Source organism: Sorangium sp. So ce834, assembly GCF_051521425.1.
GTDB classification, from domain to species: Bacteria; Myxococcota_A; Polyangia; order Polyangiales; family Polyangiaceae; genus Sorangium; species Sorangium cellulosum_D.
In genome coordinates this window covers 11,956,533-11,972,623 of sequence record NZ_CP150351.1, presented here as the reverse complement: position 1 = coordinate 11,972,623, position 16,091 = coordinate 11,956,533, and the positions used below count along the sequence as shown (strand labels likewise).

Genomic DNA, 16,091 nt, shown 5'->3' with positions numbered 1-16,091 from the left:
CGGGCGTCACAAGCCCCTGACCAGGCCGCCGAACCGTGTTACTTCCTCGGCAACGACGTGGCCGACCCGACACGCATCGCCCGCGCCGAGAGCGCGACCGACCCGCCCTCCGTGCGCGAGTGGCTGAAGCCGCTCGAGAGCGCCGGCCAGCGCCGCAGCACGAGCGCCAAGCGCGTCGGCGGCAAGGCGGCCTCGCTCGGCCGCCTGCTGCGCGACGGCTTCCCGGTGCCGCGCGGCTGGGTGCTCGACGCGCGGTGCTTCACGGAGCTCGTCGACCGGCAGCTGCCGCGGGGGCACGACCTCGCCACGCTGATCCGGCTCTCGGGCACGAAGGTCGGCGTCGACCGGGCGGCGCGGGCGCGCGACCGCATCCTGAGCGAGCCGCTGCCCGAGGCGCTCTCGGCCGCGCTGCAGGCGCTCTGGCAGGCCGTCGCGCCGGAGGCGCCGTGGGGGCTCGCGGTGCGGTCCAGCGCCACCTGCGAGGACAGCGACGAGACGTCGATGGCGGGGCTCGCGACGTCCGTGCTCGGCGTGCGCGGCGACGCCGAGCTCGACGCCGCGATCCGGCAGGTCTGGGCGAGCGCCTTCCTGCCGCGCGCGCTCGCGTACCTCGCGCACGCCGGCGTCCGCGACGTCGCGATGGGGGTCGTGCTGCAGGTGATGGTGCGCGCCGAGGCCGCGGGCGTGCTCTTCACCGCGCCCCCGGCCGGGCTCGAGGGCGAGCACTGGCGCGCCGGCGAGCGGCTCGTGAACGCCACGCTCGGGCTGGGCGCGCCGGTCGTCGACGGCGCCGTGGCGGCCGACACCCTCCGGATCGCGCGGGGCGGCGGCAAGGTCGTCGCGGCGGCGGTGGCGCAGAAGCGGCGCGCGCTCGTCGTGGGCGCGGCGGGGCTCGAGGAGGTCGCGGTGCCCGCGGCGCGCGCCGAGCAGCCGGCGCTCGGCGAGGCCGCGCTGCGGCAGCTCGCCGAGCTCGCCGAGCGGCTCGAGCAGGGCGGCAAGGGCCCGTTCGACGTGGAGTTCGCGGTCGAGGGGGAGGAGCCCGGCCGCGTCGCGGAGGACGGCGCAGCGGAGGGCGCGCCGGCGGAGGACGGCGCGGCGGAGGGCGCGCCGGCGGAGGACGCGCCGGCGGAGGGCGCGCCGGCGGAGGGCGCGCCAGCGGAGGGCGCGCCGGCGGAGGGCGCGCCGGCGGAGGGCGCGCCAGCGGAGGGCGCGCCGGCGGAGGGCGCGCCGGCGGAGGGCGCGCCGACGGAGGGCGCGCCGCAGGCGCCGCGGGTGTGGCTGCTCCAGGTGCGTCCGGTGAGCGGCGGCGGCTTCCCCGAGGGGGGCGGCGCCGACACGATCTGGTCGCGCGCGAACGTGGGCGAGGCGCTGCCCGGCGCGGCGACGCCGCTCACCTGGTCGGTGGCGCGCGCGTTCTCCGACCGCGGCTTCCGCGAGGCGTTCGCCGCGCTCGGCTGCCGCGTGCCGCGCGGCGCGCGCCTCGTCGCCAACGTGCACGGGCGCTTCTACCTCAACCTGACCGCCTTCATGCAGATCGCGGCGCAGGTCCCGGGGCTCTCGCCGCGGGCGCTGCTCGGCATGAGCGGCGGGGCGAGCGACCAGCTCATCGCGCGGCTCGCCGAGCAGAGCGCGGGCGTCTCGCGGCGCCGCTTCTACGCGCGGCTGCCGCTCACCGGGCCGCGGCTCCTCCTCCGGCAGGCGCGGCTCGAGCGCGAGGTCGCGGCCTACGAGGGCGAGGCGCTCTGGGCCCAGCGCGCGCTCTCCGAGCTCGACATGACGCTCCTGCCGGACGACGCCATCGGCACCACGCTGCGGAGCGTCTTCCTGCTGCTCGAGCGGACCGGCACGCTGATGCTGCACTGCGCGTCCGCCTCGCTCGCGAGCCACCTCGCGCTGTGCAAGGCGCTCGAGCGCGTCGCGGGCCGCCGCGCCTCGGCGCGCTCGGCCTCCGGCGAGGCGCCCCTCGACGGCCCGGCCGGGCGCGCGGAGACCAACGTCGAGCACCTCGCGCAGGTGCTCGCGGGCGGCGTGCGCGAGCTCGACAGCGCGGGGCCGGGGGTCGAGCTCGCCCGGGTGGCCGAGCTCGTCATGCTGGATCGCGCGTCGCGCGAGCGGCTGCTCGCCGGCGAGGTGAGGGGGCCGCGCGATCTGCCCGAGGGGCCGGCGCGCGACGCGCTCGCGCGGTTCCTCGATGCGTACGGCGATCGCGCCGTGCGCGAGGCGGAGCTCGCGACGCCGCGCTGGCGGGAGGACCCGGCGCCGGTCATCGCGATGCTCACCGCGTCGCTGCGCGGCGCGCCCGGCGATCCGGAGCGCGCCCTGGCGCGCGCGCGGGCGCTCGCCGACCGGGAGATGGCGATGCTCGAGACCCGCGTCTCGCGGGTGGAGCTCGCGCTCCTCCGCGCGCTGGTCGGCCGCGCGCAGCGCTACGTGCGCCTGCGGGAGCGCATGCGCACGTGGGTGACCCGCGTGCTCGGCATGCTGCGGAAGGTCGCGCTCGACATCGACCGGCGCCTGCTCCGCATCGAGCCCTCGCTGCTCCCCGGGAGCGTGTTCTTCTGCACCTACGAGGAGCTCGTGACGGCGCTCTCCAGCGGCCGCGCCGACGTGGGCCACGTCGTGCGGCTGCGCCGCGCCGAGCACCTGCGCGACGCCGCCCGCCCCGATCCTCCGGCCACGTTCATCGGTCGGCCGCCGCCGGTCGTGCTGCCGCCCGCGTCGGGGGTCCGTCTGCTCGGGCTGCCGGCGAGCCCTGGCGTGGTCGAGGGTCGGGCGCGCGTGCTCGATCCGGGCGCGCCCTCGCTCGACGCGGTGGAGCCGGGCGAGGTGCTCGTCGCGCGCACGACCGACATCGGCCTCTCGCCGCTGTTCCTCGTGGCGGCCGCGGTCGTCACCGAGCTCGGCGGCCCCATGTCGCACGCCTCGATCGTCGCGCGCGAGTACGGCATCCCCGCGGTGGTGAACGTGCCCGGCGCGACGCTGGCGATCAAGACGGGCGACCGGCTGCGGGTCGACGGCGATCGCGGCGTGGTCGAGCGGCTGAACGATCGCGACGAGCGCGCCGCGCCGCCGGCGCCGAACGGCGCTGCCGGCGGCGCGCAGGGCGACGGCGCTGCGCCGCTCGCTGCGCCGCCCGCATGACCGCCGCGCGCTTCCGGGTCGGCCCGTCCGACGGCCCCACGGTGGCGGACGTCCTCGAGCGCCTGGGCGGCGCGTCGCGGGGCTTCGCGGGCGCGGCGGCGGAGGGGCGCGCCTTCCTGAACGCGCGGCGGGCGCGGCCGGACGACGCCGTGGCCCCCGGCGACGAGCTCGCCGTGTGGCCGGCGCGGCGCGACGCGCCGGGGGCGCCGCCGGTGGAGGTGATCGCGCGCTGGGGGGAGATCCTCGTCGCGTCGAAGCCGGCGGCGTTGCCGACGGAGCCGGAGCGCCGGGGCACGCGATCGCTGATCACCGAGGTCGCGGAGCTGCTCGGCCTGCGCGCGCCGCCGCACGCGGCCTCGCGGCTCGACGTCGGCGTGAGCGGCGTGGTGCTGTGCGCGACGGGCCCGCGGGGCCAGCGGCACCTCGCGGCGATGCGCGAGGCGGGGCGCATCGCGCGGGTGTACGTCGGCATCGCCGGCGGTCGGATCGAGGGGGCGGGCACGTGGGACGCGCCCATCGGCGCGGCGCGGTCGCGCGGGCGCAGCCTGCCGGCGGTGGGCGGGGCCGGCGCGAAGGAGGCGGCGACGCGGTACCGCGCGGTCGCCTCGGCCGGCGGCGGTGCGGCGGCGGCCACGCTGCTCCGTCTCGATCCGGTGACGGGCCGCATGCACCAGCTCCGGGTGCATGCGGCGCATGCGGGGGCGCCCCTCCTCGGCGACCGCGACCATGGCGGTGCGCGGTCTTTGACCACGGCGAGGGGCCGTGTGCTCCCGCTGTCGCGCGTCGCGCTGCACGCCTTGCGCGTCGCGGTGCCGGACGAGGCCGGCGAGGAGCGCGCGGCGCTCGCGCCGGTCCCGGACGAGCTGCGGGATCTCTGGGGGGCGCTCGACGGCGACGGCTCCGCGTGGGAAGAGGTGCTGACTGGGACGCCCGAGGCGGCTCTGCCGCTGGGGGCTCCTTCCGGTGCCCGATGACCTCGCCTCGCCCTCTCGTTCGTGCCGCCCTGGCGACCCTTGCCGGCCTTGCGCTGGCTGCTGCCGGCGTGATCGCCCTCGCGGAGCCTCCGGCTCCGCCGTCCCGCGCCGGGTATGCGCCCGACCCAGCCGTGCGGCCCAGCGTGAAGCAGTGGGTCTTCGATGTGCAGTACGCGAAGGGGAGGGGCTCGGTCGCGCGCGTCCGCTCGGTGACGCTCGCCCGGCCGGCGGCGACGGCGCGCGTGATGGGCCGGTTCGCGATCGAGCTGTACGTCGGCCAGGAGCTGCTCGATCGGGTCCGGTTCGACGTGCCGCTCACGGGCGACGCGCCCGAGCGATCGACGAACGTCCTCTATCGCCGGCCGACGTTCGACGAGGGGGTGACGGCGCGGCTTCGCGTGCAGATGGCGGACAACCCGCGCGCGAGCTGGGCCAAGCTGGTCGACCGGAAGACGGGCGCGGAGGAGCGTTTCCTCTGGCCGCCGGAGCCGGACGGCCGGCTCGTGTCGCTGGGCGCGCAGGGCCCGGCGGCGGTCGACGGCGGCCTGCCGGCGGACGGGGGGAGGCTGCCGGCGGACGCGGGCCGACCGGATGGCGGGTGGCCGCCGGCGGATGCGGGGCCGCCGGATGGCGGGTGGCCGCCGACGGACGCGGGGCCGCCGGATGGCGGGTGGCCTCCGGTGGATGCGGGCCGACCGGATGGCGGGTGGCCGCCGACGGACGCGGGGTTGCCGGATGGGGGATGGCCGCCGGTGGACGCCGGGCGCCCGGATGCTGGGCAGCCGCCGGACCCGTTCAGGGCTCCGCGGAGGTAGCCTGCCGGGACATCGGGGCCGCGCCTGCCGGCTCGAGGTCCGCGGCGCGCCTGGTCGGGCGCCGTCGCGCGCCATCCTCCGGGCGGCGGGGACCGTCGCGCGTCGGTGCAGCAAGGATTCCCCTTCGGGCCGCGGCTGCGGTACCTTGGCGGGCATGCAGGACCGCTCGCTTGCCGTCATCGCGTCGCTTGCTCTCGCTGCCCTCGTCGCTGCGGCGCCCTCATCCGCCCAGCAGACGCCGCCCGCGGCGCCGGCCGCGCCGGCCGCTGCCGCTTCGCCGCGCAAGGATCCCAACGGGCATACCGGCATCAGCCCCTACATGGAGCAGATCCTGAAGGGCCAGGCGTCGTTCGTGGCGCGCGACATCCCCGGCGCGATCTCGGCGTTCCAGGACGCGATCAAGCAGGATCCCTCGAAGATGCTCGGCTTCTACCGGCTCGGCGAGGCGATGCTCGAGTCGGGCAACGCGGCGGAGGCCGAGACGGCCTGGACGACGGCGCTCGGCAAGAAGGGCTCGGAGGAGCTTCAGGCCAAGGTGCTCTTCTGCCTCGCGGATCTTCGCGAGCGCCAGAAGAACTGGCAGGCGGCGCGGGAGGCGTGGGGCGCCTACGGCGCGTTCCTGACCAGCAACCCCAAGGCGGGCGGTTACCCGGCGACGGCGACCGAGCGGCAGAAGCAGATCGATCGGCGGGTGAAGGACGAGAAGGACTACGCCGCGGTCAAGGAGCGCATCGTCCAGCGCGAGGCCGAGCGCCAGAAAGAGGCCGAAGAGAACGCCAAGAAGGACAAGCTGAACCGGTAACCGGTCAGCGCGTCCGTCGCTGCGCGGAGGCGTCCGTGGGAGGCGGCTCCGCAGGGGTCGTGCGGCGCTTGAGGAACTGCCAAGGCGCCAGGGACGCCAAGAAATCTCAACAAATTGGCGTCCGTCGCGGGAACGAAGGCTTTCGTTGCGGGAACGAAGGCTTCCGACGCGGGAACGAAGGCTTCCGACGCGGGAACGAAGGCTTTCGTCGCGGGAACGAAGGCTTCCCGCGCACGCCGGAAGCTTCCGCCGCGGGGCGGGACGCGAAATTCGCCGGAAATTCGACATCCGGCGGACGCCGGACGGCGCCGGGAGCAGGGCCGGCGCTCCTAAGTACGCGAAATGTCGTGCTCCGGAGCGCGCCGAAGGGCTTCATTTCGGCGACGGAAGCTTCCGGAGCGCGTCGGAAGGTCTCGGACGCGCGCCGGGAGCGCTTGTTGGTGTGCTGGATTACTCCAGATCGGTCGCGTCGGCGTCGTCGAGCGCGTCGACGGGCTCGGCGGGGGTCTTGCGCTGGGGCGCCTTGCGGTTCGCGAGGCCGAGCCGGATGAGGTAGCCCCGCTTCTTGACGACCGCGCGTGCCGTGGTGGACCACTCGTCGAACCAGCCGCGCAGTTTGACGAGCGCCTCGCGCCGGCGCGCGGTCTCCGGGAGCTCGGTCTGCTCGGGCAGAGGCGACGTCGGGCCGAGCGCGATGTCGACGAGTCCCTGGAGGCGCTTGCGTTCTGCCTTGTCGAGGCCGCGGAGGCCGAGGAAGGCGACTGCCCTCTTGTCGCTCTGCTTGGTCCCGGCGCGATCCGGGTCGGCGCCGCTCTCGAGGGCGTCGAGCCGCGCGAGGAAGGTGGCGACTCCCTGGACCGCGGCGGTGCCCGTGGAGGCCGAGAGGTCCTTGAAGACGTAGGCGTGCACGTCGGGGAATCGCCGGCGGAGCGCGGCGCCATAACGAGCGAAGTTGGGCTCATCCCACTGGTCGAGCTCCGTGGTCGCGGCGCGCTGCGCCCTGGCATCCGCGGTATCGGGCGCCGCGCCGCCCTTCCGGGGCGCGGCGAGGACGTCGAGGAGGAGCGTGCGGCCCTCCACGATGTCGTCATCGGTCATCCCCGCCTCGGCCATCAACGTGCGAATCGCGGCGACGGCGCCAATTCCCAACAGGAACTTGGTGACGCGCTCGGGCGTGGCCTCGAGGACCTCATTCGAATAGTCCATGTCGATTCCTCCCTGCCGGCCGGCAAAGCCAGACGGCGGCAATGAATCGGGAAGATACAATGGGAATCGGGGCAGTTGAACGCTCGCGCCGCCGTCGGGTTTTTGCTGCGTCGACCTTGACGAGGCCCGTGTTCGGGGGCTGGCAGCGGGGCATCCGTCTTCCGTCCCCGTCTCCCGTGCTCCTCTTCGTGCGCGTGCGCGCCTGAGGATTCATCTCATTCCCCCTCAGTCTCTCGACAGTTTGCAGCTGTGGCGTTCCACCCTGCTTCCAGCGTGAGCAAGGTCTGCAAGCCCGGCGCAAGCGTCTGCCCCGCGGGTTCGGTCCTCCCCGCGCGCTCCCGGCGCCTACGCTACGCCCGGCGCCTACGCTACCCCCGCCGCCAGCCGCCGCCCTCGATGGGCTGGGCCCCCGCCTCCGTCCACCGATAGAACCCTTCCCCCGTCTTCTTCCCGAGCCTCCCCGCCCGCACCATCTGCCGCAGGATCACCGGCGGCCGGAACTGCTCCCCGACCTCGCGGTGGAGGTGCTCCAGGATCGCGAGCCGCACGTCCAGCCCCACGAGGTCCGTCAGCTTCAGCGGCCCCATCGGGTGCCGGTACCCGAGCTCCATCGCCCGATCGATGTCCACCGCCGACGCCACCCCGGACTCCAGCATCCGCATCGCCTCGGCGCCGAGCGCCACGCCCAGCCGGCTCGTCGCGAAGCCGGGCGTGTCGTTCACCACGATCGGCGCCTTGCCCAGGCGCCTCGCCACCGAGAGCGCCGCCGTCACCGTCGACTCCTCGGTCTCGAGCCCCCGCACCACCTCGAGCAGCTCCATCACCGGCGGCGGGTTGAAGAAGTGAAGGCCGATCGTGCGCGCCCCCGCCCCGAGACGGCGGCCGAGCTCCGTGATGCTCAGGCTCGACGTGTTCGACGCGAGCAGCGCCCCCGCCGGCGCCGCCGCCTTCGCCCGACCGAGCACCTCCACCTTGAGGTCCATCTGCTCGGGCACCGCCTCGATCACGAGATCGGCGTCCGCCGCCGCGCGCGCGAGATCCGGCGACGCGACGAGCATCCCGATCATCTCGCTGCGCGCCTCGTTGAGCATCTTGCCCTTCTGCACGAGGCGATCGGTCGAGCGCTTGATGTCCTCGATCGCCGCGCCGACGCGCGCTGCGTCGACGTCGTGGAGGCGCGTCACGTAGCCGGCGACCGCCGTGACCTGCGCGATCCCCTGGCCCATCGTGCCCGCGCCGAGCACGAGCACCGTGCGCATCCGCGCGGCGGCGTTGTCCACCACCGTCGCGCTCACTTCGGCGGCGCTGGCGGCGGCGCGTTCGAGGCGCCCTTCTGCCGCCCCTCGATGCGCTTGCGCACCGCCTCCACCTCCTGGGGCGTCAGCTTGCGCAGGTTCGCCGGGCTCGGCGCGGCAGCGCCGTCCGCGCGACCTTGCCCCGCGCGCTCGGCCGCCCCGCGCAGGGCCTCCGCGGCCGGCCCCGACCCGGGCCCGGTCGGCGCGACCGGGCGCGCTCCAGCCGGGCGCGCGTCGGCGCCGGGAGCGGGCCTCGCCGCCGCCGGTCGAGCGTCGGCCGGGACCGGGCGCGCGCCGGCCGGCGCGGCCTGATCCGCGGCGTCGCCGTCGCTGCTCATCGCGAGGAACAGGACGCCCGCCACCGCGAAGACCGCGAGCCCCAGCGCAGGCACCCAGTTCGGGGTGGGCGGCTCGTCGGCCGGCAGCGCGCGGGCGGGCTCCCCGTCGAAGCCGTGGTGGTCGCTCACGTCGTGCGCCGCGGCCGCGTGAGCCTCTTGATGGGCCGTGCTCATGCGCGGACAGTTGCCGCACTTCGCAAGCGGCGTCGAGGGGGTTCCACGATCCGACCGAAAGGGCGGCCGGCCGCGCTCAGCCCGCGAGCCTCCGGTGGCTGTCGAGCGCCGCGCGCTGATCCTCGAGATCGTCGCCGTACACCGCCTCGATCGCCTCGGCCGCGAGCCGGTGCTGCCGCTCCGCCGCCGCCTTCGGCTGCATCCCGTACGCCGCGTCGCGGATCAGCACCGTGCAGAACTCGAAGCGGTGCTCCCCCATCCGCGACCAGATCCGCTGCGCCTCGCCGAAGCGCAGGTGATCCACGAGGACCGACGCGTCCGGGATCATCCGGGCGAGCACGCGCGTGTCGAACTCGCGCCCGAGCACCGCCGCGGAGATCACCGTCTGCCGCGTCCGCGGCTCCAGCCGCTCGAGCCGCGCGACGAGCAGGCTGTTCACGGTCCGCGGCGGCATGAACCGGCTCGAGGGCGCGGCCTCGTGGGTCGACCCGTACCGGCCGTCCTCCAGCCAGTACGCGAGGATCTCCTGCGCGAAGAACGGGTTGCCGCCCGCGGTCTGGCCGAGCAGCGACTCGAGCATCGTCGGGATCGGGCCGCCGAAGAACGGCTCCGCCAGCGCGAGCAGCCGCTCCTGGGGCAGCGGCGCGAGCTCGATGACCTGCGACGGGATGCCGGCCTCGAGCGGGATGCGCGCGTCCGCCCCCTCGCCCGCGGCCGCGGGCCGCGCCGAGCAGATCACCGCGAGCGGCAGATCCCGGCAGGCGGCCGTGATCGCGCGCACCGCCTCGAGCGAGGTCGGGTCGGCCCACTGCGCGTCGTCGAGGTGCACCACCACCGGCTGCAGCGAGCTCTCGGCGACGAGCAGCGCGGAGAGCGCCGCGAGCGCCTCCTCGCGCCGCCCCGCCTCGGCCTCCGGCGTCGCCGGCTCCTCGCCCCGCAGCCGGAGCAGCCGCGCGAGCGCCTCGCGCGAGGCGTCGATCCCCCGCCGCACCTCGGTCCAGCTCTCGGGCAGCCGCTCCAGGAGGAGCTGGAGCGCGAGGTCGAGCCCCGCCTGCTTGGCGTGCTGGCCGATCTCCGACGAGATCCCGAGGTACTCCTTGAGCGCGAACTCGAAGGCGTAGAGCGGGGTCTTCAGCGTCTGGTCGCAGCGGGCCTCGATCCACAGGAGCGGGCGCATGTCCATGAGCTGCGCGCGCTGGTGGCGGTAGCTGTGCACGAGGTAGCTCTTGCCGATGCCCGCCTCGCCGAGGATGTACACGACCCCGGCGGAGCGCCCGGCGAAGAGGGGCTCGAGCGCGCGCGTGAGCCCCTCGAGCTCGGCCTCGCGGCCGATCGGGCCGAGGTCGTAGAACTCCTCCTGCACGGCGATGCGGCGCCGCTCGAGCGAGTAGACGAGGATCGGCAGGTCGAACCCGTCGAACCGGAAGATGTTCTCGGTCGACCACTGGTGGCTCGCCTCGCCCGCGAGGAACGCGCGCTCGTCCGCCCAGATCGACGACGGCGCGGCCTTGCGCGCGATCTGCGCGGCGAGGTGGACGGCGCGGCCGAGGCAGGCGAACTCGCGGCGGCCCCCGGCGCCGAAGAAGCCGGCCAGGCAGCGCGCGCGGGTGATGCCCACCGCGAGCCGGGGCACGCCGAGGCCGTTGCTCTTCAGCTCGAGCGCGAAGTCGAGGGCGCGATCGTGGTCGCTCTCGTGCGCGATCGGCACGCCGAAGTAGAACAGCGCGCCGAAGCCGCGCTCGGTCACGTTCATGCCGGCGAACGTGGCGCCGAACATCGCCGCGATCTCGTGCAGCTGCTGGATGAGCTCCGTCGGGCTCGCCACCCGATCGAGCGAGAGCGCGACCGTCGTCACCTCGCGGATCTCGCCCTCCGGCGCGAGATCGCCCGCGCCCGGCGGCAGGAACGCCTCGGCGTCCGCGTCCGTCGGGGTCGCCGTGACCGTCAGCGAGGGCGGACCGGTCAGGAGATCCGCCTCGTCGAGCTCCGCCACGCTCTCCCGGGCGCTGGCCGCGGGCAGCCGCTCGCGGAAGCTGCGATCGAGGTGCAGCTCGCTGTCGTCCGCCCCGCGATCGGTCGCCTGGCAGGCCTCGATCGCGGGGCCGTAGAGCAGGGAGTAGGCGCGATCCTGGGCGATCCGCACGATCGTCCAGTGGACCGAGCCCCACGCGAGCCCGATCCTGAACGGCATCGGCGCGCCGCCGGCGCCGAGCGCGCGCCGCGCGGCGAGCTCGAGGAGGCTGCGCCGCATCGCCAGGGCCGCGCTGCGCGCGAGCCGGGTGACGTTCCGCCCCGGCCGATCGGGGAAGAGCGCGGTGAACCCGCCGCCGGGCGAGAACGCCGCGACGAACCCGCCCGACTGGTGCACGGCCTCGAAGAGCGGCTCGAAGAGCGACCGCAGCGCGTCCGGATCGAGCGCCTGACGAGCGATCATCTGCTCGGCGAGCTCCACGACGGCCGGGAGCGAGACATGCAGGACGGCCGCGTCGACCGCCCCCGCGTATTGCCCTTCGGCGTCCTGTTCGAGGATGAAGTCCGGGACGAGCGGATTCATGTCGAAACTGTATCGGGGATCTCCTCCCGACACGAGCGCGGCGCGGGGCCTCCTCGAACCCCGGGCGAGCGCGCTCGTGGGTGCGCGGAAAAGGCCGCTCCGGCGGTGCGCCGGGCGGGCTGCTCAGGGCGAGGGGGGCAGCGCGTAGGTGGGGGGTCAGTCCCGGATGAACGGCGGGGGTGACGGGACGTCGTCGACCGGCACCAGGCGGGAGGTGAAGAAGACGCGCACCGTGCCGAGCTCGAGGCGCGCGCCCTCGAGCGTGAACGGCACCTTGCGGGTCTCCCCCGCGAGGCGCAGGGTCAGCTCGCCGCGCACGGGGCCCGGCGCGCCGGAGAGCGCGGGCGGCGAGGCGCCGTCCCCGGCCGACGCGCGCGCGATCTCGACGACGTAGCTCCCCTTGGGGAGGTTCCGCAGCGCGAGCGACTCGGCGCGCGCGCTCGTCGCGTCGCGCGAGCGGACGCCCACCGGCCCGAGGGTCGCGCCCATCCAGGAGAGGCGCCGCCCCCGCGCGTCGATGAGGGCGAGGTCGAGGTCGGCGCCGCCGGTCCACTCGGCGCTGAGCCGCACGTCGCCCGGCAGATCCGCGGAGGGCGGCGCGTCGGGCTGCGCGAGCAGCCGGTCGACCGTCGCCCGCACGGCGGACGTCAGATCGAGGCGGAGCTGGCCCGCGAGCTCGCTCATGCCGCCGTCGCCGGCGCATCGGATCGCGGCGGCGGCGAGCTTCGCGTCGGCGGGCGCGAGCTCGGCGAGCGTCACCCGGTGCTGGCATGCGTACGCGGGCCGGCCCGCCGCGTCCCAGAGCTCGGCGAGGCGCGCCTGGACGGCCCGGTCGCCGGGGCGCACGTCGGCGAGGCCGCCGAGGATGCGCACCGCGCGGTCGCGATCGCCCTGCCGGGCAGCGAGGTCGGCGCGGGCGATGAGCGCGTCGGGGTCGAGCGCGTCGCGGCCGCTCCAGCGCGCGGTCAGCTCCTGGGCCTCGCCGAGGCGGCCGGTCGTGGCGTAGAGCGCGTAGAGGCCCACGGTCCGATCGCGGCTGTCCGGGGCCGCGGCGAGCGCCGCCTCGGCCTCCGCGGTCCTCGCCGCGCTCTCGGGCGCGAGCGTGTTCGTCGCGTCGAAGCTCACCTTGCGGTCGAACACCCGGCGCATCGGGATCATCCGCCGCGGCCGGGGGCGGGGCCACGGCTCGTCGACGGCGCCATCGGGCCAGGGCCGCTGGGCGCGGTCGTCGCTCTTGGGCTCCGGCCGCGGCGCCGCGGGCGCGGCGGTCGTCGGCGCCGGCGCCGGCCTGTCGGCGTCGACCAGGTTGGCGGGCATCTCGGGAGCGGGCCTGGCGGCCGGCGCCGGCGGGGGGAGGGGTGCCGACGCCGATTTGCGACGCGGCGCCGCCTCCGCGGAGGCCCACCCGCGGCCGCCGCCGCCCAAGCCGCTGCCCGACACGCCGAGGCCCTCCGCGGGCCCCATCCCCTTCGCTTCCTCCTTCGCCGCGCCCTCGTCCGCCGCGTCGTCGGGCTGCTCCCCCTCGGCGCTCGCGCTCACGCCTTGCGCCTGCTCCTCGCCCGTGAAGGCGGACGCGATGCCGTCCCGCTCGAGGCCGAACGCCTTGAACATCGCCTCGCTCTCCAGCACGAGCAGCGACGTGAACCGGCTCGCCACGGAGAAGCGCCGCGACAGCTCGATGATCGCGGGCTTCTGCGCCTCGCCGCCGGTCTCCTCGAGCTCGGCGATCTTCGCCGCGGCGTAGAGGCGCGGGACGAAGGCGTTGCCCGCGCCCGAGCCGGCGACGATGCTCACGGGGTAGGTCTGCTCGAAGCGCTCGCCCGAGACGCGGCCGCGGAGGCGGATCGCGCCGGTGACGTCGGCGCCGGAGCTCATCCGCGCCACGACGATCGCCTCGCCGCCGGCGCGGATCGGGTCGAGCCGCGCCGGCGTGACCTGGGTGAGGCCGGGCGGCAGCTCGAGCTCGGGATCGCGCAGCGCGAGGCCGTAGGCGGCGCCGAGGACCGACTGCGCCGCGCTCGCGACCTTCTGGCCGGGCACGTAGGGGACCATCACCCCGCCGCCGCCCCGCGCGAGCGCGCGGAGCGACGTCGTGTCCGCGTCGCTCCCGAGCGCGACCGCGATCACGGCGGCGCCGTCCGCGGGGACGGCGCCGCGCACCGCGGCCTCGATGTGGGCGGGGCGGGTCGGGCCGACCGAGGGCGTGCCGTCGCCGAGGTAGAGGATCCGGAGCTCCTTGCCGTCGAGCGGGCCGGCGGCGGCGCGCGCCGCGATCATCGCCGCGGCGAGATCGCTGCCGCCGTCGGGCTCGATGCCGCCGAGGAAGCGCTCGACCTCGCCGGCCGACGCGGCGCCGGGCGCCATGGGCCGCGCGGCGCCGCCCTGGGCGCCCTCGCCGAGGGAGCGGCAGAGGGTGTCGCACGCGAGCACGACGACCTCGTCGCGGCGGTCCATCTCGCGGACGATCGACGAGGCGAGCCGCGTCGCGCGGGCGAAGCGCTCGCCGACCATGGACCGGCTCGCGTCGACGACGATCGCGTGGCGCCGCGAGGTCGACTCCTCCCAGCGGGGGAGCCGGGGCCTTATCGCGATCGCGACGTAGGGCGACGCGTCGCTCGCGATGGCCCGCGCCGCGGCGAGCGACGCCTCGTGCTCCGCGCCGTCGCGCTTCGACGCGCCCGCGCCGCCGCTCGTCGGCGCGCTCGCGGCGCGGGGCCCGGCCGGCCCCGCGGGCGGCTGCGGCGATGCGGCGGGGGGCGTCCGGTAGGCCCACGCGGTGACCGGCCGATCGCGATCGGGGAGCGCGTACTCGACCGTGAGGTCGCCGGCCGGCGTGAACCCCTGGGCGTGCAGCGTGCGCCGATCGGCCGCGCCCTCGGCGGGCGCGGCGGCGAGCTCGTAGCCGCGCGTCTCGACGCCGAACGCCCGGTCGTGGCCGAGCACCTGGAGGTCGAGCGAGAAGTCGCCGATGCTCGTCGTGCCGCTCTGGTCGTGCGCGAGCGGGTAGGTGAAGCGACGGACGCCGCCCGACTGCTCGACGAGCTGCGTGTAGGTGAGCACGACGCGGCGCGAGCCGCGCTTCGGGATGGGGAAGATGCGGAGCTCGAACCGGCCGCCGCGCTGCCACTCGAGCAGCGCGGGGTCGCGCCACGGGCCGGGGACCCAGATGATCTCCTCGCGCGGCTTGGGCGCCTTGGGGGCGGCGTTCTGGAGGACGCCGCGCCAGATCGCGGCCCCGCGGTCGCGGTCGACGAACGCGCCCTCGATCAGCTTGCCGTCCACCTCGAGCGCGAGCCGCTCGATCTGGGCGCCCGGCGGGAGCGGGAAGCGGAAGATGCCCTCGAGCTCCTCGTCGGTGTCGTTGGCGAACGTCTCGTCGATCTCCGTCCGGGCGACGACGTCGACGATCCGCACCTTGACGGCGTGCTTCGCGAGCCGCACGGCCCGCTCTTTCTCCTGGGTCGCGCCGGGCTTGCGCGCCCTGAGCTCGCCGAGGCCGCGGAGCGCCGGCGCGTCGGCCTCCTCGGCGGAGCGGTCGCTCCACGAGAGCGCGTCGGCGAGCGAGGTCGCGCTCGCGACGTTCGGCGCGGCGCCCTGCGCGAGCGTCGCCTCCTCGCCGGCGCGCACCTCGACGGGCTCGCCCCGCTCGCCTTTGACGCGCACGGCGCCGCGCGCGACCTCGACCGAGGCGCGCCCCGGGCTCGCGGTGATGGCGAGCTTCGTGCCGAGCACCTCGATCTCGCCGTGCGGCACCTCGATGCGCGCGGGCGGCGCGCCGGGGGCCGGGGCGACGTCGAGGACGACGGCGCCCGCCTCGACGCGCGCCGCGCGGGCGTCGCCGGCGATCCACACGCGCGAGCCGCGGTCGATCGCGAGCGCGGAGCCGTCCGCGAGCGCGAGGTGCGCGCGCGTCCGCGTGTCGGTGCGCAGGGTCGCGCCCTCGGGGAGCGCCGCGCCCGCGGCGAGCGGCGCGCAGGCGCCCGAGGCGTCGCACGCCTCGAGGCCCCCCGACCGGTCGGCCGAGGCGCGCGAGACCGAGGCGACCTTGCCGGACCAGGGCGCGCCGGCAGTCACGGAGGCGGCCGGCTGCTCCGTGTCGCCGCGCCGCAGGGCGATCCCGGCCGTCACCGCCGCCGCGGCGGCCAGGGCGGCGGCGGCCATGACCGAGCGCCGCCCGTAGGCCGCGCCTCGCGCGCGGCGCGGCGCCGGCGCGGCCCGCTCCGGGCTGGAGGAGCGCGCCTCGCCGGCGTGCGCGCCGGCGGCCGCGCTGCCGGTGTTCGCGTCGGTCGCGGCGCCGCCGGTCGTGTCGCCGGTGCGCGCGTCGGTCGCGGCGCCGCCGATCATGTCGCAGGCGCGCGCGTCGGTCGTGTCGCCGGTGCGCGCGCCTACCACCACCTCGCTCGCGCCCATCTCGCCCGCGCGCTCTTCGCCCGCGCGCTCTTCGCTCGCGCGCTCTTCGCCCGCGCGCTCTTCGCCCGCGCGCTCTTCGCTCGCGCGCGCCTCGGGCACCGCCTTGAGCACCGCGCCGCTCGTCGCGCCCTCCGAGGGGCGGGCCGCCTCGAGCCGCCGGAGCAGCGCCTCGGCGAAGTCGCCCGCCGGCCGGAAGTCCGCGCCCGCGGCCGCCGCGATCTCCGCGGCCCGCGCCGCGTCGTGGCGGAGGTCGCGGCACGCGTCGCAGCCGGCGATGTGCTCGTACAGCGCCGGCCGCGCCGTCCCGTCGAGCACCTCCGCGAGCTGCTCCTCGACCTCGCCGCACAGCCCCGCCGAACCCGTTTCCGTCGCGCTCATCGCC

9 protein-coding genes are annotated in these 16,091 nt (G+C 76.5%); 4 read left to right on the top strand and 5 right to left on the bottom strand.

Features of this window, described 5'->3' with window-relative positions; genetic code table 11:
* Positions 1-57: 57 nt before the first annotated feature.
* From WMF20_RS43970 to WMF20_RS43955, 4 genes are all read left to right on the top strand, one after another.
* Entirely contained in the window at positions 58-3,141 is a 3,084-nt protein-coding gene (locus WMF20_RS43970) for a PEP/pyruvate-binding domain-containing protein (RefSeq protein WP_437607768.1), read from the top strand.
* Positions 3,138-4,115, top strand: a complete 978-nt coding sequence (locus tag WMF20_RS43965; RefSeq protein WP_129579842.1) for an RluA family pseudouridine synthase — start codon at positions 3,138-3,140, stop codon at positions 4,113-4,115. Before WMF20_RS43970 ends, WMF20_RS43965 begins: the two co-directional genes overlap by 4 nt.
* 143 nt (positions 4,116-4,258) lie before the next feature.
* Positions 4,259-4,930, top strand: a complete 672-nt coding sequence (locus WMF20_RS43960) for a hypothetical protein (protein WP_437607765.1) — start codon at positions 4,259-4,261, stop codon at positions 4,928-4,930.
* A gap of 154 nt (positions 4,931-5,084) precedes the next feature.
* Positions 5,085-5,732, top strand: coding sequence for a tetratricopeptide repeat protein (locus WMF20_RS43955; protein ID WP_437607764.1), 648 nt, complete (start codon positions 5,085-5,087; stop codon positions 5,730-5,732).
* Between the two features lie 450 nt (positions 5,733-6,182).
* Here the strand turns inward: WMF20_RS43955 and WMF20_RS43950 are convergent, their stop codons facing one another.
* From WMF20_RS43950 to WMF20_RS43930, 5 genes are all read right to left on the bottom strand, one after another.
* The gene (locus WMF20_RS43950; protein ID WP_437607761.1) at positions 6,183-6,938 is read right to left on the bottom strand and encodes a hypothetical protein; all 756 of its coding nucleotides are present in this window, start codon (positions 6,936-6,938) and stop codon (positions 6,183-6,185) included.
* Between the two features lie 368 nt (positions 6,939-7,306).
* On the bottom strand, positions 7,307-8,233 hold the full coding sequence (locus WMF20_RS43945; protein ID WP_437607760.1) for a 3-hydroxyacyl-CoA dehydrogenase family protein: 927 nt from the start codon (positions 8,231-8,233) through the stop codon (positions 7,307-7,309).
* Entirely contained in the window at positions 8,230-8,745 is a 516-nt protein-coding gene (locus WMF20_RS43940) for a hypothetical protein (RefSeq protein ID WP_437607758.1), read from the bottom strand. The genes WMF20_RS43945 and WMF20_RS43940 overlap by 4 nt, the downstream gene beginning before the upstream one ends.
* Positions 8,746-8,821: 76 nt before the next feature.
* The gene (locus WMF20_RS43935; protein ID WP_437607756.1) at positions 8,822-11,299 is read right to left on the bottom strand and encodes an AAA family ATPase; all 2,478 of its coding nucleotides are present in this window, start codon (positions 11,297-11,299) and stop codon (positions 8,822-8,824) included.
* 156 nt (positions 11,300-11,455) lie between these two features.
* On the bottom strand, positions 11,456-16,087 hold the full coding sequence (locus WMF20_RS43930; protein WP_437607754.1) for a VIT domain-containing protein: 4,632 nt from the start codon (positions 16,085-16,087) through the stop codon (positions 11,456-11,458).
* Positions 16,088-16,091: the final 4 nt, after the last annotated feature.